At 70.5% G+C, this 23,978-nt stretch carries 21 protein-coding genes and 1 pseudogene; 11 read left to right on the top strand and 11 right to left on the bottom strand.

The features are described 5' to 3' along the window. Nucleotides 1–51: 51 nt before the first annotated feature. Together ACWCPF_RS36610 and ACWCPF_RS36615 are read left to right on the top strand one after the other, a co-directional pair. Entirely contained in the window at nucleotides 52–270 is a 219-nt protein-coding gene (locus tag ACWCPF_RS36610) for a hypothetical protein (protein WP_451049438.1), read from the top strand. Beyond that, complete coding sequence (locus tag ACWCPF_RS36615; protein ID WP_451049439.1) at nucleotides 267–1,118, top strand: fructosamine kinase family protein; 852 nt, start codon at nucleotides 267–269, stop codon at nucleotides 1,116–1,118. The genes ACWCPF_RS36610 and ACWCPF_RS36615 overlap by 4 nt, the downstream gene beginning before the upstream one ends. 33 nt (nucleotides 1,119–1,151) lie before the next feature. Here ACWCPF_RS36615 and ACWCPF_RS36620 read toward each other — a convergent pair whose 3' ends face one another. From ACWCPF_RS36620 to ACWCPF_RS36635, 4 genes are all read right to left on the bottom strand, one after another. Beyond that, nucleotides 1,152–2,714 (bottom strand): fused MFS/spermidine synthase, encoded by a 1,563-nt coding sequence (locus ACWCPF_RS36620; RefSeq protein WP_451049440.1) that lies wholly within the window; start codon nucleotides 2,712–2,714, stop codon nucleotides 1,152–1,154. Nucleotides 2,715–2,775: 61 nt separating this feature from the next. Then, entirely contained in the window at nucleotides 2,776–4,134 is a 1,359-nt protein-coding gene (locus ACWCPF_RS36625; RefSeq protein WP_451049461.1) for an MFS transporter, read from the bottom strand. A gap of 13 nt (nucleotides 4,135–4,147) precedes the next feature. Beyond that, nucleotides 4,148–5,086 carry an amidohydrolase family protein gene (locus ACWCPF_RS36630; protein WP_451049441.1) on the bottom strand — a complete coding sequence of 313 codons (939 nt, stop codon included), beginning with the start codon at nucleotides 5,084–5,086 and terminating at the stop codon, nucleotides 4,148–4,150. 5 nt (nucleotides 5,087–5,091) lie between these two features. Then, the gene (locus tag ACWCPF_RS36635) at nucleotides 5,092–6,123 is read right to left on the bottom strand and encodes an amidohydrolase family protein (RefSeq protein ID WP_451049442.1); all 1,032 of its coding nucleotides are present in this window, start codon (nucleotides 6,121–6,123) and stop codon (nucleotides 5,092–5,094) included. Nucleotides 6,124–6,296: 173 nt separating this feature from the next. Between ACWCPF_RS36635 and ACWCPF_RS36640 the strand changes: the two genes are divergently transcribed. Genes ACWCPF_RS36640 through ACWCPF_RS36650 form a run of 3 tightly spaced genes read left to right on the top strand, consistent with a single transcriptional unit; the run spans nucleotide 6,297 to nucleotide 9,412 of the window. Then, a complete protein-coding gene (locus ACWCPF_RS36640; protein ID WP_451049443.1) occupies nucleotides 6,297–6,965 on the top strand; it encodes a response regulator transcription factor in 669 nt (222 codons plus the stop codon). 10 nt (nucleotides 6,966–6,975) lie between these two features. After that, entirely contained in the window at nucleotides 6,976–8,388 is a 1,413-nt protein-coding gene (locus ACWCPF_RS36645) for a sensor histidine kinase (RefSeq protein ID WP_451049444.1), read from the top strand. 19 nt (nucleotides 8,389–8,407) lie between these two features. Continuing rightward, nucleotides 8,408–9,412, top strand: coding sequence for a TAXI family TRAP transporter solute-binding subunit (locus ACWCPF_RS36650; RefSeq protein WP_451049445.1), 1,005 nt, complete (start codon nucleotides 8,408–8,410; stop codon nucleotides 9,410–9,412). A gap of 129 nt (nucleotides 9,413–9,541) precedes the next feature. On the opposite strand, the gene ACWCPF_RS36655 is transcribed toward ACWCPF_RS36650, so the two are convergent. The 5 genes from ACWCPF_RS36655 to ACWCPF_RS36675 all read right to left on the bottom strand — a co-directional run bounded on the left by ACWCPF_RS36655 (nucleotide 9,542) and on the right by ACWCPF_RS36675 (nucleotide 15,374). Then, nucleotides 9,542–10,309 carry a DUF2637 domain-containing protein gene (locus ACWCPF_RS36655; protein ID WP_451049446.1) on the bottom strand — a complete coding sequence of 256 codons (768 nt, stop codon included), beginning with the start codon at nucleotides 10,307–10,309 and terminating at the stop codon, nucleotides 9,542–9,544. Next, nucleotides 10,299–10,529, bottom strand: coding sequence for a hypothetical protein (locus ACWCPF_RS36660; protein ID WP_451049447.1), 231 nt, complete (start codon nucleotides 10,527–10,529; stop codon nucleotides 10,299–10,301). Before ACWCPF_RS36660 ends, ACWCPF_RS36655 begins: the two co-directional genes overlap by 11 nt. 287 nt (nucleotides 10,530–10,816) lie before the next feature. Then, nucleotides 10,817–12,355 (bottom strand): FAD-dependent monooxygenase, encoded by a 1,539-nt coding sequence (locus ACWCPF_RS36665; protein ID WP_451049448.1) that lies wholly within the window; start codon nucleotides 12,353–12,355, stop codon nucleotides 10,817–10,819. An 82-nt stretch (nucleotides 12,356–12,437) separates the two neighbouring features. Next, nucleotides 12,438–14,630 (bottom strand): protein kinase domain-containing protein, encoded by a 2,193-nt coding sequence (locus ACWCPF_RS36670; protein ID WP_451049449.1) that lies wholly within the window; start codon nucleotides 14,628–14,630, stop codon nucleotides 12,438–12,440. Nucleotides 14,631–14,963: 333 nt separating this feature from the next. Continuing rightward, nucleotides 14,964–15,374, bottom strand: a complete 411-nt coding sequence (locus ACWCPF_RS36675) for a winged helix-turn-helix transcriptional regulator (RefSeq protein ID WP_451049450.1) — start codon at nucleotides 15,372–15,374, stop codon at nucleotides 14,964–14,966. A 62-nt stretch (nucleotides 15,375–15,436) separates the two neighbouring features. Here ACWCPF_RS36675 and ACWCPF_RS36680 point away from each other — a divergent pair, with 62 nt between their 5' ends. Further along, nucleotides 15,437–16,279, top strand: coding sequence for an SDR family NAD(P)-dependent oxidoreductase (locus ACWCPF_RS36680; protein WP_451049451.1), 843 nt, complete (start codon nucleotides 15,437–15,439; stop codon nucleotides 16,277–16,279). 1,068 nt (nucleotides 16,280–17,347) lie between these two features. Here the strand turns inward: ACWCPF_RS36680 and ACWCPF_RS36685 are convergent. Beyond that, a complete protein-coding gene (locus ACWCPF_RS36685; RefSeq protein WP_451049452.1) occupies nucleotides 17,348–17,563 on the bottom strand; it encodes a hypothetical protein in 216 nt (71 codons plus the stop codon). A gap of 371 nt (nucleotides 17,564–17,934) precedes the next feature. Here ACWCPF_RS36685 and ACWCPF_RS36690 point away from each other — a divergent pair, with 371 nt between their 5' ends. From ACWCPF_RS36690 to ACWCPF_RS36710, 5 genes and pseudogenes are all read left to right on the top strand, one after another. Beyond that, the gene (locus tag ACWCPF_RS36690) at nucleotides 17,935–18,195 is read left to right on the top strand and encodes a hypothetical protein (RefSeq protein WP_451049453.1); all 261 of its coding nucleotides are present in this window, start codon (nucleotides 17,935–17,937) and stop codon (nucleotides 18,193–18,195) included. A 96-nt stretch (nucleotides 18,196–18,291) separates the two neighbouring features. After that, nucleotides 18,292–18,954, top strand: a complete 663-nt coding sequence (locus ACWCPF_RS36695) for a PadR family transcriptional regulator (protein WP_451049454.1) — start codon at nucleotides 18,292–18,294, stop codon at nucleotides 18,952–18,954. 203 nt (nucleotides 18,955–19,157) lie between these two features. Next, complete coding sequence (locus ACWCPF_RS36700) at nucleotides 19,158–19,895, top strand: ABC transporter ATP-binding protein (RefSeq protein ID WP_086748115.1); 738 nt, start codon at nucleotides 19,158–19,160, stop codon at nucleotides 19,893–19,895. Further along, nucleotides 19,892–22,759, top strand: a complete 2,868-nt coding sequence (locus ACWCPF_RS36705; RefSeq protein ID WP_451049455.1) for an FtsX-like permease family protein — start codon at nucleotides 19,892–19,894, stop codon at nucleotides 22,757–22,759. The genes ACWCPF_RS36700 and ACWCPF_RS36705 overlap by 4 nt, the downstream gene beginning before the upstream one ends. 96 nt (nucleotides 22,760–22,855) lie before the next feature. Further along, a pseudogene (locus ACWCPF_RS36710) lies at nucleotides 22,856–22,969 on the top strand (DUF2587 domain-containing protein); the annotation flags it as partial. A 417-nt stretch (nucleotides 22,970–23,386) separates the two neighbouring features. On the opposite strand, the gene ACWCPF_RS36715 reads toward ACWCPF_RS36710, so the two are convergent. Then, nucleotides 23,387–23,542, bottom strand: a complete 156-nt coding sequence (locus ACWCPF_RS36715; protein WP_451049456.1) for a DUF6131 family protein — start codon at nucleotides 23,540–23,542, stop codon at nucleotides 23,387–23,389. Between the last annotated feature and the right edge of the window lie 436 nt (nucleotides 23,543–23,978).

Here is a 23,978-nt window from a genome sequence, read left to right on the forward strand (position 1 = left end):
CAGTAAGGAGGCCGCGAAGCGCCGGGCGACAAGCGAGGCCGGGCACGCGACGTGAACCTTCCGTTCGCGACGCGCGGTGGTGAGCAACTGCCCGGCCGGCCGACGGGCCGCGGCCGGCCTGACCATGGGCTGGACCCGCTCATCGCTTTCGACATAGTGGTCGACGTCGAGCAGCGGTTCGACGTGACCTTCCCGAACGACAGGATCATGTACGCGATGTTGCATTCCTCCCGCACCCTGCGGGATGCCGTGTCGGGGCTGACCAGGTGAACGCACTCTGGAAGAGCCTGCCCAGCGCGGTCGTCCCGCGCGTGGTCGACGCCGAGCCGCTCTCCGGCGGCGCGGTGAACGACGTGTGGCGTCTGACCCTCGACGACGGAACGGCCTACGTCCTCAAGGGGTCCCTCGACGCCCCGGCCGACCTGTTCCCGCTGGAGGTCGCCGGCCTCAGGGCGCTCCAGGAGCGGGCGGGCATCCGGATTCCCCGCGTGTTCGAGGTGAGTGCGCACCACGTCCTCATGGAGGCGCTGCGACCACGGCCCGACACCGACGAGTTCTGGGAGGCGGCGGGCCGCACCTTGGCCACGCTGCACGCTGTGCGCGGCGACCGGTTCGGCTGGGACGCCGACGGATGGCTGGGCCTGCTTCCCCAGGAGAACGGCTGGACCGGCAACGGACACGAGTTCTTCGCCGAGCGCAGGATCCGCCGCTACCTCCGCGAGCCCAAGGTCCGCCAGGCCCTCGGCGCGGCCGACCTGGCGGGCCTGGAGCGGATCTGCGAGCGCCTTCCCCAACTCGTCCCGGCGGCCCCGAGCGTGCTCAACCACGGTGACCTCTGGCGCGGCAACATCGTCGCGGACCCGGCCGGCGAACCCGTGTTCATAGACCCGGCGGTGTGCTGGATGTGGGCCGAGTCCGATCTCAGCATGATCTACTGCTGCGACCCTCCACCGGACCGCTTCTTCCGCGCCTACGAGGAGATTTCCCCCCTGGCCGACGGCTGGCGGGACCGCATGCCGCTGCTGCACCTGCGTGAACACCTCAGTGTGCTGGGCCACTTCGGGGCATACGGCGACACGGTGGAACGGTCCCGGGACGTAATCCGCACCTTTTCCTGAACCCGCGAAACCGCTAACCCCTGAACCTCTGCCTCACGGCTTGGTCCGGGTGCGGGAGGGCTGGAGGAGTTGGTCGACGGGTGCGTAGTCGTCGGTGAGTGGTCGGGCATTGCCGATCCAGGAGGTGAGGTCGTCGCCGGTGGCGGTCTTCCAGCCGGTCTGCCGGGAGTTCAGCGCTTCCTGGGTCGCGCGCAGGTCGACCGGCCGGTCGGAGGCGAGCACCACCAGATTGCCGCCCTCGGCGGTGGCGGTCGGGTCGAGGCCGATGTCGGCGGGTTCGCCGACGACGGCCACGTGCTCGAAGGTCTCGCTGAGGGTGGCCACTTCGGCCCGTGCGAAGTCCATACCGCCGTGATCGATGAGGTTGGCCACGTACAGGCCGTCCTCGTCGAGCACCCGCCGTACGTCCTTCATCGCTTCTGCCGTGGTGAGGTGCCATGGCACGCTGACGCCCCCGAAGGCGTCGCCGACGACGAGGTCACGACTGTCGGCGTCCAGCCGCCGCAGGCCGAGTCTGCCGTCCTCGGTGCGTACGTCGATACCGTCGATACCGTCGACACCGGCTTCCGGTCCCAGACCGAGCTGGTCGCGGTTGATGCGTACGACCCCGCCGTCGATCTCGGACACCAGGCTGCGCGTCCCGGGCCGCGTGGCCGCGAGGTACCGGGGAAAGGTGAGCCCGCCGCCGCCCACGTGGTGCGCGACCAGCGGCTGACCTGCGGGGAAGGCGGCGTCGACCACCGACGCGATGGCCCGCACGTACGCGAACTCCAGGTAGGTGGGGTCGTCGATGTCGACGTAGGAGTGCCGCAAGCCGTCCAGAACGAGTGTGCGACCGCCGTCCCGGTCGGGGTCTGCGACGACCCGTGCGCAGTGGTACTTGGTCTCCGCGTCGCAGGCGCCGGGCGCGACCGTGGTGGCCAGGCCGCCGGCAACGACCACGAGGGTGAGCGCGGGAGTGCCGCTCCACCCGCGTGTCCGCCACTCCATCAGCGCCCCGCCGGCCACCAGCAGTGTGCCCAGGCCGATCAGAATGCCGCTCACCGACCACCGCGACACGAGGACGAAGCCGGTGAGGACCGTGCCGAAGATGGCGCCGACCGTGCCGACGCCGGACAGTCGGCCGACCACCGTTCCGGTCTCGGCGAGGCTGGTGAGACGCAGCTTGGTCACGATCGGCGTCACCGCGGAGAGCAGCGCGCCCGGCACGAGGATGGTCAGCGCCGCGATCAACAGGAGTATCGCCGGCGCCCACTCCGCGGTGGTGCGCAGCACGGCAGGGGTGAGCGCGACGACGGCTCCCGACACCCCGAGCGCGGGGCCTGTCAGCCGACGCGGATCGACCTGGTCGGCGATGACCCCACCCAGCCACGAGCCGACGGCGATCGCGGTGAGGGCGATGCCGATCACCATGGTGCTGGTCTCAAGGGTGAGGCCGAGGTAGGGCGCCAGCAGCCGCAAGGCGACGATCTCGACGACCAGGACTGCGGCCGAGGCCCCGAACACCAGCGCGGCAGCGGCCCGGGGACCCATGCCGTGGTCGCGAGGCGCGCCCTCGGCGACGGGCGAGGATGACGATCCGGTCACGGGCGACATCCTCGCACGCGGCTCATCGACTTGAGGGCGGAGTTCGTGCAGTCCCGCACGGCCGTCGGCCTCAGGCGGGGACGCCCTCACGTTGCCGTTCCGCCTCGGCGAGGCGGGTCGAGCGGGTCCGGGTGCCGAAGACGGCCAGGGTGATCGCGCCGACCAGCCAGGTGCCGGCGATGAAGTAGAAGACGCTCCGGTAGCCGTGGCCGTTGTAGAGCGCCGCGACGATCAGCGGACCGGCGGCGTTCGACAGCCGGCCGAGGCCGTAGGAGACGCTCGTCCCCAGGGAGCGGCTGCGCGTGTCGAACAGCTCGGGGGAGTAGGCGTAGGCGAGGGCCGTGTAGCCGCGCTCGAACAGATTCACCAGGAAGCCGAACACGATGATGAGGACCGGGTTGAAGGTGAGCCCGTACAGGAGGCCGCAGCCCGCGATCACCGTGCCGAAGGCGACCAGGCACCACTTGCGTTCGAACCGGTCGGTGACCAGGGACGCCAGATAGCAGCCGAGCGGTGCGCCGACCGTCGTCAGGGCCACGTAGAAGACGGACTTCTCGACGCTGAAGCCCTCCTTGGCCAGCAGGGTGGGCGCCCAGCTGGAGTAGCCGAAGAAGCCGATGGTCTGCGTCATCCACAGCACCGTGAGCAGCAGCGTCGGGTACAGGTACTTCTTCTGGAGGAGGAGGCGGAGTGGTGCCTTCGTCGACGGGGTTTCCGGGACCGGGGGTGCGGGTTCGGGGAGGGGGCCGTGCTCCGCGGCCACGCTCGCCTCGATCTCCCGCAGCACCGCGTCCGCCTTCGCGTGCTCGCCCCTGCTCTCCAGCCAGCGCGGTGACTCCTTGAGGTGCCGGGTGAACAGCACGAGCAGGATGCCCAGCGCGCCCCAGATGTAGACCAGCCGCCACGACCAGTCGTTGAGCGGGACGACCGCGCTGGCGATGAGGTTGGTGACGGGCGTGCCGCAGATGCCGATGACGATGGCGTATGCCTGGAACTTGCCGCGGATCGCCGACGGATACATCTCGTTGATGTAGACGACCCCGACGACGGTCATCGCCGACAGGCCCGCCGAGGTCAGGACGCGGAACACGCCGAGCGACACGAGGTCCCAGGAGAACGCCGCCGCGAACGAGAAGACGCCGAAGAACATCGTCGTCCAGAGCAGCGCCCGCTTGCGGCCCCACCGGTCGGAGATGGAGCCTGCGACGATCGCGCCGACGAACATGCCGACGAACGAGAGCGAGGTGACGTAGGCGATCTGGTCGACCGTGATGCCCCACAGCTTGATCAGTTTCGGGGCGGTGGTGGCGAAGCTGTTGATGTCCGCGAACTCGAAGAAGTAGGCGAACGCGACGGCGAGCAGGGTGACCTTGTGGAACCGGGAGACCGGAAGCCGGTCGAGCCGGTTCAGCGCGTTCGCGTGGGCCAAGGGCTCAGTCATGTCAGAAGTCCTCGCCGGGCCAGTACAGGCCCATCGGATTGGCGACCAGAAGCTTGTGCCGCTGCTCGTCGGTGACCGCGATGTGCGGCAGGTGGTCGACGAGGAGACCGTCGTCCGGCATATGGCTGGTCAGGTTGGGGTGGGGCCAGTCGGTGCCCCACAGCACCCGGTCGGGGAACTCCTCGACGATGCGGCGGGCGAAGGGGACGACGTCGGTGTAGGCGTGCCGTTCGCCGTCCAGGGCCGGGGGCCCGGTCACACTGAGGCGCTCGGGGCAACTCACCTTCACCCAGACGTCGTTGTCGTCGACAAAGCGCAGGAAGCGGGTGAACTCCGGCCCGTCCACCGGCTGGGTGACGTCCGGTCGGCCCATGTGGTCCACGACCAGGGGGACGGGCAACGAGCCGAAGAATCCCTCCAGTTCGGGCAGGTCGGCGCTCTCGAAGTACAGGACGACGTGCCAGCCCAGCGGGGCGACCTTCCGCGCGATCGTGCGCAGGTCGTCCTCGGGCGAGGCGTCGACGAGCCGCCGTACGAAGTTGAACCGCACTCCGCGTACGCCCGCCGCGTCGAGTGCGAGCAACTCGGCCTCGCCGACGTCCGGGCGGACGGTCGCGATGCCGCGCGCCCTGCCGCCGGCCGCCCGGACGGCGTCGACCATGGCGCTGTTGTCCGCGCCGTGGCAGGTGGCCTGCACGATGACGTTGCGGGCGACGCCCAAGTGGTCGCGGAGCGCGAACAGTTCGTCCTTGCCGCCGTCGCACGGCGTGTACTTCCGCTCGGGCGCGAAGGGGAACTCGGCCTGCGGGCCGAAGACATGACAGTGCGCGTCGACGGTCCCGGGCGGGAGCTGGAAGGCCGGCTTGGACGGATTCTCGTACCAGTCCAGCCAGTTGGGGGTCTTGGGACTCGTTGGACTCTTGGGGGAGAGGATGCTCATGCCGCTCACCGGCCCTGGCGCTTCAGCAGGGCGTCCAGGCGGGGGTACACCGCGCGGGCGTTGTGCTCCTGGATCGCCGCCAGGTCGCCCGGGGGCAGCTTCGCCGCCTCCGCGTAGCGGCGGGTGTCGTCGAAGTGGTGGCCGGTGCACGGGTCGATGTCACGGACCGCGCCGATCATCTCCGAGGCGAACAGGATGTTGCGGGCGGGGATGACCTCGTACAGCAGGTCCGAGCCGGGCTGGTGGTACACGCAGGTGTCGAAGTAGACGTTCCCCAGGACGTGCTCCTCCAGCGAAGGCTTCCCGAGCGCCATCGCGAGCCCGCGGAACCGGCCCCAGTGGTACGGCACCGCGCCGCCGCCGTGCGGGATGACGAAGCGCAGGGTCGGGAAGTCGGCGAACAGGTCGCCCTGGACCAGCTGCATGAACGCCGTGGTGTCGGCGTTGAGATAGTGCGCGCCGGTGGTGTGGAAGGCGGGGTTGACGCTCGTACTGACGTGGACCATCGCCGGGATGTCGTACTCCACCATCTTCTCGTACAGGGGGTACCACGAGCGGTCGGTGAGCGGCGGCGCGGTCCAGTGGCCGCCCGAGGGATCGGGGTTCAGGTTCACCGCCACGGCACCGAACTCCTCGACACAACGGGTGAGTTCGGGGACGCAGGTGGCGGGGTCGACGCCGGGGGACTGCGGAAGCATCGCGGCCGGCACGAAGCGCTCCGGGTACAACTGGGCCACCCGGAAGCAGAGTTCGTTGCAGATCGCCGCCCAGGCGGCCGAGGTGCCGAAATCCCCGACGTGGTGCGCCATGAACGACGCGCGGGGCGAGAAGACCGTCACGTCGATGCCACGCTCGTCCATCAGCCGCAGCTGGTTCGGCTCGATGGACTCGCGCAGTTCGTCGTCGCCGATGCGCAGATCCGCACGGGCGGGGGCGGGGGTGGCCGACGGGTCGGTGAGGGAGGCGATCTGCCGATCGCGCCACGCCTCCGACGCCGGCGGGGCGGTCGTGTAGTGACCGTGACAGTCAATGATCATTACGGCGTCCTTCTCGGGCTGCGGGCTGCGGGATGCCGTGCAGCCTGGCCCGCCCGCCCGCGCCGACGACCGGCCCGAACGCAGAACTAACCTCCCCTTAACACTCCGGCGAGCACACGGACGGCGTGGTCTACATTCGGCTGCGAACCGTGGCCGAGAAGGAGGTGGGAAGGGTGCAGATACTGCTGGCCGAGGACGACGACGGCGTGGCGGCGGCCCTCGTCGAGGTCTTGTACGACCACGGTCACATCACCAGACGCGTCCGCCACGGCAGGGATGTGCTGACCTACCACCGCAGCGCCGACCTGCTCCTTCTCGACCTGGGCCTGCCCGACACCGACGGTCTGGACGTGCTGCGCGCCCTGCGGGCCGTGAGCGACATGTCGGTGGTGGTCCTCACCGCGCGCGGCGACGAGCGCTCGGTCGTGCGCGGACTGCGGCTCGGCGCCGACGACTACCTCGTCAAGCCGGTACGCCTCGCCGAGCTGCTCGCCCGGATCGACGCCGTCACCCGGCGGCGCCCGGCCAAGGGAGCCTCCGCCGTCCGGACGATCCGCGCCGGCGACGTCGAGGTGGACCTCGACGCCCGCCGGGTCCGGGTCGGCGGGGCCGAGGTCGAGCTGACCGCCAAGGAGTTCGCCATCCTCGCCGTGCTGGCCGGACGCGCGGGCACCGCGGTCAGCCGTGAGCAGCTCCTGGACGAGGTGTGGGGCGACGCCTCCCACACCGTGTCCCGCTCCCTGGACGTCCATCTCACCCAGGTGCGCGCCAAACTGCGCCGCCCCGAGCTGCTCACCACGATCCGGGGCTTCGGCTACCGCTTCGGGGACGACGGAAGCTGAGAGGCGAGGCGTGCGCACCAGGGTCCAGGCCGCGCTCCTGCTGTTCGTCGTGATCGCGGTGGCCGCGTTCGCCGTGCCGCTGCTGCTGTTCACCGCGTCCGACCGCACCCAGCAGCTGGTCCTCGCCCGCAGCGCCGATCTCGACCGCTTCGCGTCCCTCATGGACCAGGCCGCGGCGACGGGCGACACCTCGGCCGTAGCCGCCGAGGCGCGGCGCTACACCCAGCTGTACGGGGAACCCCTCGTCGTCATCGACACCCACCGCAGCCCGGTCGTCCAGACCGGCGGCATGCGGGCCGCCGATCCCGCCGTGGCCCGGCTGCTCGACGCGGCGCTGCGCAACCAGGCCGAGCATCCCGGGGGCGCGCTGCGTCCCTGGTCACGGGGGTCCCGGATGTTCGCCGAGCCGGCCGGCACGGGCACCCGGGTCTCCGGGGCGGTCGTCCTGCGGGCCTCGGTGGGCACCGCGGCGGACGACATCACGCGCCGCTGGGCACTCGTCCTCGCCGGTACGGCCCTGGTCGCCGTCGCCTGCACGGTTCTGGCCCGGGCCGCGACGGGATGGGTGGTCAGCCCGCTGCGCCGCCTCGACCGGGCGGTCGGGCAGCTCGCGGCCGGTCTCCCGCCGGAACAGACCCGGGCCGGCGGCCCGCCCGAACTGCGCCAGCTCGCGACCGGCTTCAACCGCATGGCCCGTACGGTCACGGCGGCCCTGGAGCAGCAGCGCAGGCTCGTCGCCGACACGTCCCACCAGATGCGCAACCCGATGGCGGCGCTCAGGCTGCGCGTAGACGCGCTGCACACCCACCTCCCCGCGTCCGCCGACCGCACGTACACGGGCGTCACCACCGAGCTGGACCGTCTGGAGACCCTCCTCGACGACATGCTGGCCCTCGCCGCCGCCGAACACCGGGCCGGCGAACTGACGGTGACCGACGACTCGGACGCCCACTGCGACGCGACGGCGGTGGCGGCGGCCCAGTACCGCCTGTGGGAGCCGGTGGCGCACGCTGCCGGAGCCCGCCTGCTCCTCCGGACGGCTCCCGCCCCGTCCCCGGCAGCCTGCACGGACCGCGAACTCGCCCAGATCACGGACATCCTCCTGGACAACGCGATCAAGTACGCGGGCCCGGGCGCCGAGATCACGCTCCGCTGCACCACCGAAGGCCCCTTCGCCGTCCTCACGGTGACGGACGACGGCCCCGGCCTCGGCACGGAGGAACTGGCCCTGGCCACCACAAGATTCTGGCGCGCGGGCCACCAGCGACAGAACGGCACCACGGGCACGGGCCTGGGCCTGGCCATCGCCGAACAACTGCTGGCGGGGCGAGGCGGCCGACTGCAACTGGAACCCGCGAGGCCACGGGGGCTGCGAGCGAGGGCGGCTGTACCCCGAGCGGCGACCGACGGGGGTGCGTGGTGAACGCGCACGGCGGTGCGCGATGACCGGTCCCCGCCCCCGCTCTGTCGACCGCCGCAGCGTTCTCCATGCCGCCCTCGGCTCGGCAGCCGTCGCCGTGCTCGGCGGCGCGCTCACGGGCGACGCCTCGCTGCAGCGCCCCGGACCGAGTGGCGTCCTGCGCTTCGCGACCGGTGAACCCACGGCGTTCTACGAGGCTTTCGGCCGCCTGCTCGCAGGGGAACTCGAAGCGGAGCATCCCCGCCTGCGCTGCCGCGTCCGCACCACCGCGGGCAGTGTCGCCAACATCGAGCTGCTGCGCGACCGTCGTGCCGATCTCGCCCTCGTCCTCACCGACACCGCGCGGGCGGCCCAGGGCACCGCCCTTTTCCGACGCCCGGTGCCGCTGCGGGCGATCGGCCGGGTGTACGAGACCTACCTCCAGTTCGTGGTCCGAGCCGACTCGCCCGTGCGCGCGGTGTCCGACCTGACCGGTCGCACCGTCTCGCTGGGCGCCATCGGATCCGGCGCGGCGGTACTCGGCGAACGGATCCTGCACGCCGCGGGCCTTTCCCCCGGCGCCGACGTCGTCGTACGTCACCTTCCGTTGGCCGACGCGGCCGACGCGATGCGGGCGGGTTCGGTCGACGCCCTGCTGGTCGCGGGCGGGGTCCCGCTGCCCACCCTCTCCGGCCTCGACGACCGTCCCGGCCTGCGGTTCCTGCCCCTGGCCGGCCTGCTGCCCCGGCTCGGCGGCCCGGACGGCCTGGCCGGCTCCGGTCTGGAGGAGGTGTCCTTGCCGCAGAGCGCGTACCGGACGGCGGGGGGAGTCGCCACCATCGGCGTGTCCAACCTGCTGGTGTGCCGCCCCGACCTTCCCCGTGGCGTCGCCGACGCGCTGACCCGCCTGCTGGCCCTCCACGCCACCGCCCTCGTCCCCGACAACGCCGTCGGCACCCAGTTCCTCGACGTCGGCAGCCTGATCGGCACAGGCGGCATCGCCCTGCACCCCGGCGCGGCTGCGGCCTACCGCTCACTGCACGGCTGACGACGCCGGACAACGGTGACCCGCACCGATCGCCGGCGCACCCTGCGACGGTCCGTCGGCGGCCATGTCCTCATCCGCGTCGGCGATCTCCGTGGCCGGATGCCCACACGGACCCGCCGGACTCGGCCGCTACTGGCGGTGGCGGCGTGTTCCCTGGCGCGGTGGCAGGGTCAGCGTGATCTGCCGGACGAGTTGCTGGAAGCATGCGAGGGACGCGAGGGCGGGCAGGGAAGCCCCGGCGATACCGGTGAAGGTCATGTCTGCCTGTGCTACGCACAGCATTATCGCGACGGAGGAGAAGAGCAGAACGATGAACCATGAGTGCACAGCTCGGCGCTGATGCAGGGCGGTTCGGAGAATGGAGAGAGAGGCCACGGTCCAAGGCCCGTACACAAGAAGAGGCCACGAAGGAACCATTCCACCTCCCGTTCCGGACGTGATGTTCTGCAGCGGCCTGTAGGCCACAATGCCGCCGAAGACGCTGACCATCGCCACGATGACGGCGACGAGTGCGACGATGACGAAGCTGCCGGTCCGCAACCACTTGAGTCGGACTCTCCGACCCGGGATCTTGCGATGCCCGGCGGAAGAGCGGCGGGTGGGCGGCAACTGAGAGGCGAGCTGCCCCAGGCCCTCCATCGGGTCGGCGAAGTCGACGCCGGCTGAGGACTCGACGCGAGGTGGCGGCACCCTGGCCGGCTGCTCCGCCGGAACCGCCTCCTGCATGAGATAGGCGAGTTCCTCAACCGGGTCCCAGCCCGCGTCGGGTGGGGTCAGGGGAACCCCTGCGTGCACGCTGTCGACAGGTTCGTTCCAGCCGGTGTCCGACCCATAGGAGTATGTGTCGGAATACCAGGCACGCCGCTCAAAGGAAGGATCTGCATATTCATGATTCATAGGAAGGCGCCCGTCGGGCGCGGTCCATGTGGCGGCCCGCGTACTCCTGGCCGTTCCACCGCGAGTTGAGTTCCTCCTGGATTTCCTCCAGCAGCGCAAGGAACTCGCGAAGCAGCGGCTCGGCAACCTGACGTTCGACCCAGGCACCGTCCCCGATCACGGTGCCCTGTACCGCGAGCGCCGAGTGTGTCGCATCAGGCGGGAAAGTGTATTTCCCCACTGTCAGATCACGGGCCGCAGACGGATTATCCGTCCTCAGGTTGCGTCGAGGCAGGCCCTGGAGCCTTTCTTTCGTCATGTCCCGCTAACGCCGCCCCCCTGCTCCGGATGCGCGGCAAATGAGTGACCCTGCCGTGAGAGAAATACTGAGGAGAGCGTTTCGTAATTAATGTAATTCGCGCCCCGCTCTGCACGTTATGGGCCGAATGAATTGTCTTCTCAAATCTCCTGAGTAGAAATATGATTCGCCTGCCGCCGCTCCCTGGGGGCGTCATCGCACCGCACGAATCAATCGTGCGGTGCGGGCAGCCAACGCTCGACGTAGGCGCGGAGCCCTTCCAACTGGGCACCGCGCGCGACGTAGCCGAGATAGCCGTCAGGGCGTACGAGCCCCAGGGCGACGTCCGGCCACGGGCTCTCTCCGCCGAGCCGATGGACGCCGATCAGGTCGTCCCGTCCGCGCAGGACTGCGGCGAAGCGTTCGTCGGGCCAGAGGGCGGGCGGCCCGGACAGGAGCAGGTGCCAGCCCGGCCGCGCACACCGCGCTTGGAGCCCACGAGGCAGGTCGGGCAGCCGGTCTCCCGCCCTCGGCCCCACCCTGGGTGGCCGCGAGCCCGCCGTGGAGGCGGGGCTTCGCCGGTAGTGGATGCCCAACTCGGAAACCGTACGGAAGACCCGCCCGCGGGGTCCTGTCGCGCGCAGCGCCAACGGAGCCAAGCGCGGCGCGAGCCGGGTGCGGGCGAAGCGGATGACGGGGTTGCTGCTGGTGGCGATGGTGAACGCTCGGTCGGTGAAGCGCAGCACGCTGCGGCCGACCGGGGCGCGCTCGGCCTCGTACGTCTGCAGCAGTTCCTCCGGTGCCCTGCCCTGGCATACGAGAGCGAGTTTCCAGCCCAGGTTGAGTGCGTCCTGGATACCGGTGTTCATGCCCTGGCCGCCGGCCGGGCTGTGGATGTGTGCCGCGTCCCCGGCGAGGAAGAAGGGCCCCGAGCGGTAGCTGGCGGCTCCCCGGTTGTGGAGACGGAAGTCGGTCATCCACACCGGGTCGCGCAACGCCAGCCGGTCGTCGACGTATCGGTCGGTGATCTCCTGCAGAAGCCTGAGATTCACCTCGGCGTCCGGGGAGCCCGGGGAGCCCGGCGGGCGCATCGCCAGCATCCGCCAGCCGGCCGGCGAGCCGAGCGGGAAGAAGAACAACATCCCGGCCCCGATCAGGTACGTGTGCACCGCCCCGGGCTCCAGCCCATCGACCTCCAGGTCGGCAAGCACGAAGGTCTGTGGGTAGGCGTACCCCTCGAAGCCGATGCCGGCCTGTGCCCGCACCGTGCTGTGAGCGCCGTCGCAGCCCACGACGTATCGCGCCACCACGGTCTCCTCGGTGCCGTCGCCGCGCCGGAGCCGACAGGCGACGGACGAGCCCGTGCGCTCCAGACGGATCAGTTCCGTGCCGCGCTCGACGTCCACGCCCCGGTCCCTCAGATGCTCCGACAGGACGCCCTCGGTCTCCGCCTGCGAAAGGAACAGCAGAAACGGGTACGCGGTGTCGGCGAGCCCGATGTCGAACAACGGAATCCGCACCACCCGCTGTGGAAGATGCATCCTCAGCTGCATCGCGGGGTTGCCGCGTCCGACCAGTTCGCCGGTCACCCCGAACGGAGCGAGCGCTTCGAGAGTGCGTGGCTGGATCACCAGCGCGCGCGACTCATGGACCCGGTCCAGGCAGCGGTCGACGATCCGGAGAGCGGTGCCGTAGCTCCGCAGCTGCGCGGCGAGGGCGAGCCCGGTTGGTCCTGCGCCGACCACGAGCACGTCCAAAGGAGCCGTCATGGATCCACGGTAGTGCCCGACCGCCTCGACACTCCTGGTCGCCGGGGTGATCCGCACGGTGCGCGGTGGTTGCCTCGGCCGGTCAGGTGGGCCCGTCAGGGCTCCGGGAGAAGGCCGTGTCTCCGGCCATCGCCACGATCGCGTCCTCGACGAGCAGCACTCGCGGCGGGTAGCTCTGCACTTTCTCCCCGAGGACGTCCAGTGCGGAGGTGCGCCAAACCTCCGCTCCGGTGCGACTGTCCAGTGCCAGCAGACGGCCGAAGCGGTTGCAGAAATAGACCCGCTTGTACGTCGCCGACACCGCGGGCGCGGACAGACTCTCCACGTCCGTCACCTTCTGCCAGAGCTGTCTGCCGCTGTCCGCCGACACCGCGGTGACCGACCCGTCGGACCGGACGAAGTAGACGACGCCGTCCACGAGGGTGGCCGCGCCGGTCAGCGGACGAGCCAGCGGTATCCGTCTGACCTGCCCGGTGTCCGAGTCCACCAGGAGCAGCGCGTTGTACGGCCGTTCGTACCCGGCGTCGTACACGTCCTTCGCGGTCTGAGGAGCGCGGAACACGAGTTGCCCGCCGACCGCGCCGAGCGCTTCCGCCTTCTTGGGCAGGGTGGCCGTTTCGGTCAGGCTGCCGGGGCCGAGCTTCATCAGCTCGACCGGGGCCTGGCCGGGCTCGTTGCCCTGCGAGCACAGGGCGTAGGGGACGCCTCCCAGCGCCGACGGAGTGCAGTACTCGTCCAGCGAGGGCGCCTGCCACAGTTCCTTGCCGCTAGGCCCGTAGGCCACGAACGACGAGTAGTCGGGGGACAGGGTCAGCAACCCGCCGTCGTACAGGACCGCGTTCTCGGACCTGTTGATGTCGCGTTGCCACCGCCGGTGCCCGGTAGCGGCGTCGAGGGCCACCACGCGCCTGGTCTTGTCGTCCGGATCCTCGTACGCATAGACCAGCCCGTCGCGAACGCCGATCGGCTGCGCTCCCTGAGGGCGGGTGCCGGTCCGCCACAGGGTGCGGCCGGAGGCCGCGTCGATCTTGGCGACCGTGACGCCCGTACCGCCACAGAACAGGGCGCTTCCCTCCGTCACGCATCCGGGGCTGCCGTAGTCGAGAGGAATTCCCTTCACGTCGTACCGCAGATCCGTGCGCCACGACCGCCAGCCGTCGGGCAGTGACGCGGCACGGGCGGCGCCCGTGGCGGAGGCGGTGGCTGTGGCGTCGGAGGCGGTGGTGGTGGCGGCCGGATCGGACACGAAGACGCCCACGCCGACACACAGCCCTGTGACGGCCACCACCGCGCCGAGGCCGGTGAGCAGCATCCGGGCTCGGCGTCGCTTGCCGGAGCCGGAGCCGGAGCCGGAGCCGGTGGCTGTGCCGGTCGCGGCGCCCGCGGAGGTGGCGGCCGCGCTCCGGGAGGTGGGGCGGCGCCGGCGTTTCGCGGACTGCCCGGTCTTCGGCGACCCGATGACGTCGGATTCCGGCAGCGCCTGGAGCATGCGGTGTATGTCCGTCAGTTCCGGCCGTGCGGCGGGGTCCTTGTCCAGGCAGCGCTCGACAATGTCGAGGAGGGCTTCGGGCACGCCGCCGAGGTCCGGGGTCCCGAAGACCACCTGATAGCCGGTTATATACGGGCTCTTGGCGTCGAACGGTCCCGTGCCGACGGCCGCGAACACCAGCAGCGACCCCAGCGAGAACACGTCCGAGGCCGGGGTGACGTCCCGGGGGGAGGCCAGTTGTTCCGGCGACATGAAGGGCGGAGTGCCGATCATCCGCCCGGTCATGGTGAGGCTTTGGTGGTCGGAAGCCCGCGATATGCCGAAGTCGATGACGCGCGGCCCGTCCTCGGTCATCAGGACGTTGCTCGGTTTGAGGTCCCGGTGCACCAGGCCCACCCGCTGGATGTCGCGCAGCGCCTCGGTGAGCCCCAGCCCCAGCGCGCGCAGTTCCCGCTGGCTCAGCGGGCCGTCCTTCTCCACGACTTCGGCAAGGTTGCGCCCCGGCACGTAGAGCGTCGCCATCCACGGCCGGTCGGCGTCCGGGTCGGCGTCCACGACAGGCGCGGTGAAGGCGCCGCTCACTCTGCGCGCCGCCCCGATCTCCTGCCGGAAGCGAGTCCGGAACTCTTCCTCCTGGGCGTACGGCTCGCGCACGAGCTTGACCGCGACTTGCCGTCCCGAGGCGGAGACTCCCAGATAGACGACTCCCATGCCGCCCGCCCCGAGCCGACCGAGAAGGGTGTACCCGCCTATGGACTCCGGGTCCCCGGTGTTCAGGGGCGTCATCGCCGATCGTCCTTCCCAGCGTCTGCCTGCCTCACGGGGATCAGAGTAGGGCCTGCCGCCCCGGAAACGGGGCCGCGCCTGTCACACACCGGTGTCGCTGTGCCCCTGAGCCGTGCGATGGGTCATTTGTCCAGATGGGCACTCAACTCCTGGCCTTCCAGGTCAATTTCGAGGTCGAGAGGATGTCGAGCCGATGTGCGTCGAGGTGTTGCAACATCGCCACCACTCCCGGCTGCCGAGGCCCACCCCCCACCGTGACGGCCGCGGACGACTCACACCAGCACTCCGCGCAGGTCACCACCGCGGAAGCCCGGACGTCCTGAGGCCAAGTAGCTAGGAGCCGCCGAGGTGGCGGGATCGGGCCTCGTTGATCTCTGCCTCGTGTCGCACCGCCCAGTCGGCCAGTGCTGACAACGGTTGGAGCAGAGTGCGCCCCAGCGGGGTCAGGCTGTACTCGACGCTGGGCGGCACAGTCGGGAGCACCTCGCGCCGCACCAGCCCGTCGGTTTCCAGGCCGCGCAGCGTGCGGGTCAGCATGCGCTGACTGATGCCTTCAATGGACCGGTGCAACTCGTTGTACCGGTACGAGCGCCCCCCGAGCAGGACCACCAGCAGCATGCTCCACTTGTCGCCCACGCGCCGGAACACATCACCGACCGGGCACGCGGCGAACTCGTCGGCCGGCACAGGGCGAGGGAGCTCGTGGGCGAGTACCGAGGGAACACCTGTGTTCGTACCGGACATGAAACTGCCTTCTTTCAGCCTGCGACGGGGCGGCTCACGATGGATCAGTCGATGCCGAGCCTATGGAGGACACCGTGCCGAGCCAACCACCGAAGACCGTGATCATCAGCGGTGGCACCGACGGTATGGGCCGCGCGACCGCCCTGGAACGGATCGCGAGGGGTGACCACGTCAACGTGATCGGCAGCAATGCGGCCAAGGGGCGTGCCCTGCTCGACGAGGTCGCGCATCCGAACCTGCGGTTCTTGCAGGCGGACTTGTCCTCGATCGCCGAGACCGAGCGAGTGATCGCCCTCATTGGGGAGCAATACGACACCGTCGATGCGCTGGCGCTGTTCGCCAACCGGATAAGCCCGAAGCGCAAGGAGACCGCGGACGGCCTGGAGTCCACCTTCGCCCTCTATTACCTGAGCCGCTATCTGCTCAGTCACCGATTGCGCCCGCTACTAGACGCCAGTCCCGATCCGGTGATCATCAACGTGGCCGGGGTCGGAAACACCGCGGGCCGGATCTACTGGGACGATCCCCAACTGACGCGCCGCTACGGCCAGGTGCGTGCCCAGCTTCAAGCGGGCCGGGCGAACGACCTGCTGGGCGTCGCGTTCGCCGGCCAGGCCGAGAGCAAGGCGCGCTACGTTCTCTATCACCCTGGATTCACCCGTAGCGGGGCCGACGGCCACCCGAATCCATTGGTCCGCGGATCGATCAGATTGCTGGCGAAGTTCGTCGCCCGCCCGGTTGCCGACGCGGTCCAACCGATCGTCCAGTGGATCGATCGACCGCCGACGGACTCGCTCTGCGCGATCGACCGGGGCAGACCGGTCGAGAAGTCCCTGAAGACGCTCGACCCCGACGCCGCCGCCCGCCTGGCCGCCTACACCGAGAACCTGCTCCGCAGTCGCTGAACCCACACGAAGACCGGCCGAACCGGCCCTGGGCAACCACCCCGCGGCCGCCGCCCTCGATACGGACTCATGGCGCGCACCCGCTCTGGACCTCCAGAGCGGGAACTTCTACTGTTCTTCTGTGGAGTGGGGGACTCTGGCCGTTGCGGCCATCGGAGCCATATTCGGTATCGCGGCCACGTCGATCACGGACGTACTTCGCTCGCGGCGAGAGGAAAACCATCGATGGCTTGAGGCGAAACAGGCATCTTATGCCCGCTTTGTCGTTTCGCTTACCCAGACTCACAGCCGGATGGTCACAGCTGCGCAGGACGACCCTTCCCTTTCGGGTCGGCGACTCACGATCTATCGGTCCTTCAGCGATGACTCCAATGGAGCTGACGCAAAGTCAACTCTACGTGAGTTAGGAATCATTGCTCCAGATCACATATTCGATGAAGCTGAGAAGGTCTACATAGCTCTACGTGCGATACGAGAGCTCCTGACTTCTGAGCAAGTCATAGTCGGTTCTCCGGAGTATGGAGATGCAGCAGGCACATTCTTTCGTGAGCTCAAGAATCTTCAGCGCTCGATGCGTGACGATCTGGGCTAGTGCCGACTCAGCGTCGAGCCTCGCCGGCCGTTGCGAGAAGCTGCGGCTGCGGCTCAAACGGGAGGCACCCCCCGACGATCAACGTTCTGACGCGAGTCGCGAGTCCGGCGCGCTGGGGAGCGATCGCAGAGCGCAGCAAAAAGGCCCCGGTCGGTGCTGACCTGGGCCTTGGCTATGGAGCGGGTGACGAGAATCGAACTCGCGGTCTCAGCTTGGGAAGCGACGGCGCTTGGGCGGCCATAGGGCAGCTGAACTGGGCAGATTCGTTGTCAGGCGGCAGGTGTGAGGGACTGGTTGCACCGTTGTTGACCGTGGTTGTCCGCTCTGAAGGGCACGCTATGGGCACGACGCAGGGATGGGGGAGATCAGGGCCTCCGGTTGGCTGCCAGAGACCGGGAGTGGCTCCGACTCGAACGGCAGCCGAGTGAGGCCGTCGCGACTGCACACATGGCGTCTTTCGGATGCAGTGGCGCGCATCAAGCATCCTGCTGCGGGTTGAGGACTCCTTGGGCCTCGATGCGCACGAGGCCGATGCGCACGAGGCCGATGCGCACGAGGGCGAGGGCGCGCCCCGCGCCGTGCGGAGCGCCGGCGCCTTCGGGCCGGAGGCCGCCCGCTGCCGTGAGGCACCCCTCCGGGCCGCCCACCATCCCGTCCGTCCCGCGCCCGCCGGCCCCCTCGCGCCCGGCCACGGCGACGGTCTCCCCCGCACTGCCCGCTCACGCTCCCGCTCCGAACGGTTCCGCGGCCACGAACGCCGCACCCACCCCGCCCGATCGCCCGTCCGCCCCGTCGGCGTCGCCTTCCTCCGGACCCGCCGGACCCGCCGGACCCGCCGGACCCGCCGGACCCGCCGGACCCGCCGGACCCGCCGGACCCGCCGGACCCGCCGGACCCTCCGGACCCTCCGGACCCGCCCGTCCGGCGGCCCCCGAGCCGTCGGGGCCGCCCGACGCGCCCGCGCCCAGCGACTTCGCCTCCCTCGGGGGCGCCGGCGGGGGAGGGTCGGGAGCGGCCCGGCCGACCGGCCGACCCCTCCGGCTCGCCGTCCTCCACGAGCCCGGTGAAGCCCGCTCGTACTAAAACGGCAACAGAGGAGGAGCCCGCCGAGGAGCCGGACGAGGGGGTCGAGGCGGCACCCAAGACGGACGCCCCGGCCGCCGAGAGCTCGCCCGCGGAGCTGTCGGTGGCCGCTCACCGGACCGGCACCGAGGCCCCCCTCGACCTCTCCGACCGGCGGATTCCCGTGTTCACACTGCGCGTGGGGCTGGCTCTGGTGGGCCTCGGCATCGGCTTCCTCGGGGTGCGGATGCGCCGCCGCTGAGCGGCTCGCGACGGCCCGGGTCCCCCTTGAGTCGGACCTCCGGCGTCCGCCTCAGGAGGGTTGTCCACGCGGACTTACTCGGTATACATACTCGGTATGTCCATCCGCCACGGGCTTCTCGCCCTCCTCGAACACGGCCCGCGCTACGGCTCACAGCTCCGTACGGAGTTCGAGTCCCGCACCGGCTCCACCTGGCCGCTCAACGTGGGTCAGGTCTACACGACGCTCAGCCGGCTCGAACGCGACGGCATGGTCGTGCAGGACGGCGAGGACGAGGCCGGCCACCCGCTCTACGCGATCACCGACAGCGGTCGCGTCGAACTTCGCAGCTGGTTCGAGAACCCCGTCGACCGCACCAGCCCGGCCCGTGACGAGCTGGCCATCAAGCTGGCCATGGCCGTCGGGGCGCCCGGGGTCGACATTCGTGACGTCATCCAGTCCCAGCGCCGGCACACCGTGAAGGCCATGCAGGACTACACCCGGCTGAAGGCGCAGGCCCTCACCGCCGTGGAGAAGAACGGGGTCCGGGAGCGGGACGACATCGCCTGGCTCCTCGTCCTGGAGCAGCTGATCTTCCAGACCGAGGCCGAGGCGCGCTGGCTCGACCACTGCGAGTCCCGGCTGATCCGTCTCTCGTCGACCGCCCCGGCGGCGGGGCCGGAGCCGGCCTCGCCGGGGGCGGCAGCGGGAGCGGCAGCGGGAGCGGCGGGGACGGGGACGCGGGCCGGGGCAGAGGGGGCCGCACGCCACCGCCCGTGATTTCCGCCCTTCACGACCGGCCTTGAGCACCCGAACGACCGGATCCACAGGGCCGACCGAGTCCACCGGCTCCACCCGACCCACCCGTAGCACCTGAAGACTCCGACCACCCGACCAGACCCATACCGTACGCACGGCGCCGCTAACGACCGTCCGTCGCACCGACGTCCGGCCGTTCGCCGGCGTACGCCCGAGGGGGAACCATGTCCACACAGCAGCAGCCCGTGCTGCGTCTGCAGAACCTGACCCGCGTCCACGGCTCCGGCGCCACCGAGGTGCACGCCCTGCGCGGCATCGACCTCGACGTCCACCCCGGTGAACTCGTCGCCGTCATGGGCCCGTCGGGCTCCGGCAAGTCCACCCTGCTCACCATTGCCGGCGGCCTCGACACCCCCACCTCCGGGCAGGTCTTCGTCGAGGGCACCGACGTCACCGCCCTCGGCATCAAGGGGCTCGCAGCCCTGCGCCGCCGCAGCATCGGCTACGTCTTCCAGGACTACAACCTCATCCCGGCCCTCACCGCCGCCGAGAACGTGGCCCTGCCCCGCGAACTTGACGGCATATCGGCCCGCAAGGCCCGCACCGAGGCCCTCGCCGCCCTCGCCGAGATGGACCTCGGCCATCTCGCCGACCGGTTCCCCGACGAGATGTCCGGCGGCCAGCAGCAGCGCGTGGCCATCGCCCGCGCCCTCGTCGGCGACCGCCGGCTCGTCCTCGCCGACGAGCCCACCGGCGCCCTCGACTCCGAGACCGGCGAGTCCGTGCTGGCCCTGCTGCGCTCCCGCTGCGACGCCGGAGCCGCCGGCGTCATGGTCACCCACGAGCCGCGGTTCGCCGCATGGGCCGACCGGGTCGTCTTCCTGCGGGACGGCGCCGTCGTCGACCAGACCGTACGCAGCGACGCCGAGTCGCTCCTGACCGGCCGGGCGGCCCAGCGGTGACGACCTGGTTCCACTCCTGGCGGGTCGCGGTCCGCATCGCCCGCCGTGACGCCTGGCGCTCCAAGGGCCGCAGCTTCCTCGTCCTCGCCATGATCGCGCTGCCGATCCTGGGCGTGAGCGCCCTGGACCTGACCGTGCGCAGCGCCGAACTCACCCCCGCGCAGCGGATGGAGCGCACCCTGGGTGCCGCCGACGCTCGCTTCTCCGACGCCGGGACGGCCGGCGTGGCCATCCTCCAGGACCCCGACGGCGAGCAGCACACCCCGGCCGGGGACTACGACTCGCCGGGCAAGTCCTGGCCCGACGGCCCGACCGATGTCACCAAGACCATCCCGGCCGGTTCGACGGTGCTGACCGACAGCGGGGGCAGCGCCAAGCTGACCACCAGGCACGGTCTGCTCCAGGCAGAGGTCCGTGAGCTGGCCGCCGCCGATCCCGTCGCCCGGGGCATCATGCGGCTGCAGGAGGGCCGCTTCCCCGAGCAGAACAACGAGATCGCCGCGACCACCCGGTTCCTGGAGAGCAGCGGGCTGTCCGTCGGCTCCACCCTCACCGCCCGCGGCTTCGACCGCACCTATGTGATCAGCGGCTCGTACGAGCTGCCCAGCGACCTCACGGCACAGCAGGTCAACGCCCTGCCGGGGGCCTTCCTCGCGCAGTACGCCAAGGCGGTCGAGAAGGCCGGACTGCCGAAGCCCGACGTCTCCACCACCTACCTGGTGAAGAAGTCCGGTGGTTTCACGTGGAACACGGTCCAGGCGATCAACGTCAAGGGTGTCCTGGTCACCTCGCGCGCCGTGGCCCTCGACCCGCCCGCCGACTCCGAGGTGCCGCTCTACCAGAAGGAAGGCTGGGCCAACTACGAGAGCAGCGGGGCCGCCGACGCCGCCGATCTCGCCGCCGTGGGCACGGTCGTCGGTCTGGCGATGCTGGAGATCTGCCTGCTCGCCGGTCCCGCCTTCGCCGTCGGCGCCCGTCGTTCCCGCCGCCAGCTGGGCCTCGTCGGCGCCAACGGCGGTGCCCGCAGCCACATCCGGGCCATCATGCTGAGCGGCGGCCTCGTCATCGGCGTCGCGGCGGCCCTGGTCGGCACGGTCCTCGCCCTGATCCTGACCTTCGCCCTCCGGCCGCTCCTCGAGGACTACATGGGGCAGCGGTTCGGCGGCTTCACCGTCAAGCCGCTGGAACTGCTCGCCATCGCCGCGCTCGCCGTCCTCACCGGCCTGCTCTCCGCGATCGTCCCGGCCGTCACCGCCTCCCGGCAGACCGTCCTGGCCTCCCTCACCGGCCGTCGCGGCGTGCGCCGCAGCAACCGCGTGCTGCCGCTGATCGGCCTCGGCGCCTTCCTGCTCGGCGCGGCCATCGCCCTGTACGGCTCGGTCGTCTCCGACCAGTTCGTCCTGGTCGCGGGTGGCTCGGCCATCGCCGAGCTGGGTGTGGTCGCCATGACGCCCGCCCTGGTCGGCCTGTTCGGCCGGGCCGGCCGCTGGCTGCCGCTCTCGCCGCGCCTCGCCCTGCGGGACGCCGTCCGCAACCGGGGCCGTACGGCACCCGCTGTCGCCGCCGTCCTGGCCGCCGTCGCGGGCACCGTCGCCGTCTCGACGTACGCCGCGAGCCGCGACGCCCAGAGTCTGGCCGAGTACCGGGCCAGCCTGCCGTACGGGGCCGTCGCCGCGCTCGTCACCGAGGAGGGCGGCCGGGACGTCCCCGAGGTCCGCGACGCCGTGCAGCGGACGCTGCCCGTCGACGTCCGCGCCGACGTGTTCCGGATCGCCGTCGGCAAGCCCGGCTGCGCCCCGTATGGCGAGGGCGAGGGCTGTGGCCGCTTCGAGGTCGTCACCCCGCCGGCCAACGAGTGCCCGCTGTGGGTCAGCACCCCCGACGGCTCCGACCCGGCGGAGAAGTACACCAAGGAGCAGCGGCGCGCGCTCGCCAAGGACTGGCGCTGCCTCTCGGGCGACGGCAACGGCATCTACGTCGAGGGCGGTCTCCTCATCGCCGACGCCCCGCTCCTGAAGGTCCTCGGCATCGACGACCCGGGCGCGGCCAAGGCCCTCGCCGACGGAAAGCTCCTCAGCTTCCACAAGCCCCAGGTCGACAGGAACGGCACCGTCGGCATCAAGCTGATCACCGACCTGAAGGCCGCCGACCGCGCCGCCGAGCAGAACAAGCCGGTCCCGGGCGAGCTGAAGTCCTTCCCCGCCTACCAGGTGCCCGGCTCGCCCGACTCCTACGGAGTGCAGAGCGTGCTCAGCCCCGCCGCCGCCAAGGCCGCCGGACTGACCACCGTCCCCCTCGGCGCCTACTTCAGCACCGACCGGATTCCCAACACCGAGGAGCGGCAGAAGCTCGACGCCGAGATCGCCAAGCTCGGCAGCAACGTCGAGCTGACCGTGGAGCAGGGCTGGGTCGACGAGAACGGGCTCGTCCTGCTCGCGCTGACCGTCTTCGCCGGCCTGGTCACCATCGGTGCGGCCGGCATCGCCACCGGTCTCGCCCAGGCCGACGCGGAGGCCGATCTCAAGACGCTCGCGGCGGTCGGCGCCCCGCCCCGGGTGCGCCGCACGCTCAGCGGCTTCCAGTGCGGTGTGGTCGCCGCGATGGGTGTGGTCCTCGGCTCGGCTGCCGGTGTCCTGCCCGCGGTCGGGCTGCGGCTCACCGAGGAGCGCGAGCAGACGCGCTTCTACCAGGAGGCTCTCGACAATGGCTGGGGCGGCACCGGTGACGCCCCGCCGTACGTGCCGATCGTCGTCCCCTGGGAGACACTCGCCGCCCTCCTGGTGGCCGTGCCCCTCGGCGCCGCCCTGCTGGCCGCGCTGGTGACCCGCTCGCGCGGGGCGCTGGCCCGCCGCGCCGCGCACTGAGCCTCCGTTGCCGGACCGTGCCCCTGGACGAGGGTGGATCGCCCTCGTCCAGGGGCACACCGTGTGGGAAAGCATGCGTGCGAGAGAAATGGCGGCTTGGAGATGCCGAGGAATGACAGGTCGCAGGAGAGCCCCCAGGTCCTCATCCTGGGCCAGGACGGGATGGCGCTCGGCGGCACTGACCAGGGATCACCTTCCGTCCGGGCCGTACTCCTTGGTCGGTCTGCACGCTGTCGCGAACCAGGTAGGGCGACAGGGCACGCCACGTGGTGGTGACGAGGTAGTCCCCGTCCGGAGGGATGCTGCTCGAAGCCGGCCAGCGCTTCCGGGCATCTCTACCTCTGGGCGCGACGACCGTTGCGCGGGGCCCGATCTCGGGGTGCGGGAGTACTCGCAAACCGCAGCAACGACACCCCTATGAAACAAGCCCCGGGTCGCTGACCTGGGGCTTGAAGAAGAGCGGGTGACGGTTTCGGTGCGACCGGTCGTCGGTGATGTGAGCCGTGGTGCGCCGTCGTCGCGACTGTAAATCGCTGGCTCGGCCTCCGGCGAAGGGATGCCGTCCGTGTCCATGAAATGGGGCGGGTAGTGGCCGGGGATCCGGTGGCCGGCCTGACCGGCTGCGGGCTACCAGTAGTGGCGCCGGCCTGCGACGGCGTGGCCGGCCGAGCCGAGGAGGAACAGGATGAGCCCGATCACGAGCAGGATGATCCCGATCGTCCACAGGAACGCGATGCTGAAGGCGAATCCGAGGATGAGCAGGATGACTCCGAGGACTATCACGGCCTTCTCCTCTCTCCGGCCGAAGTGTCGGCCGCTGGCGGTTTGCGGGATGAAGGACGCGGGTGTGGACTCCCCGCGGTGCGGACCGGATCGATTTCATCCATATTTTCTCGGGTACCCGTTCCGCTTCGAATATTCCAAAGCGTCGAGAGAATTTTCGAGAGGCGGCCCGGGGGTGTCGGGGCCCATTCGGGTCGGACAGTCGAGGGCGGCTGTATCCGGGAGAACCGTTGCCCGGAGGAGGTTTGACACGGCTGCTCGGGGTCACGCGTTTGGTGGGTCCTGAAAGGGCCGAGTGCGGACCCCGGAAAAAAGAGGAGTGTCATGACGGAGATCCACAGCGCCACCACGACTGATTCGGGCGCTCCGGTGGAGAGCGACGAACACTCGCTGACCGTTGGGCCTGGGGGTCCGGTTCTTCTGCAGGACGCCTATC

The sequence above is a fragment of the Streptomyces sp. NPDC001858 genome, assembly GCF_053594615.1.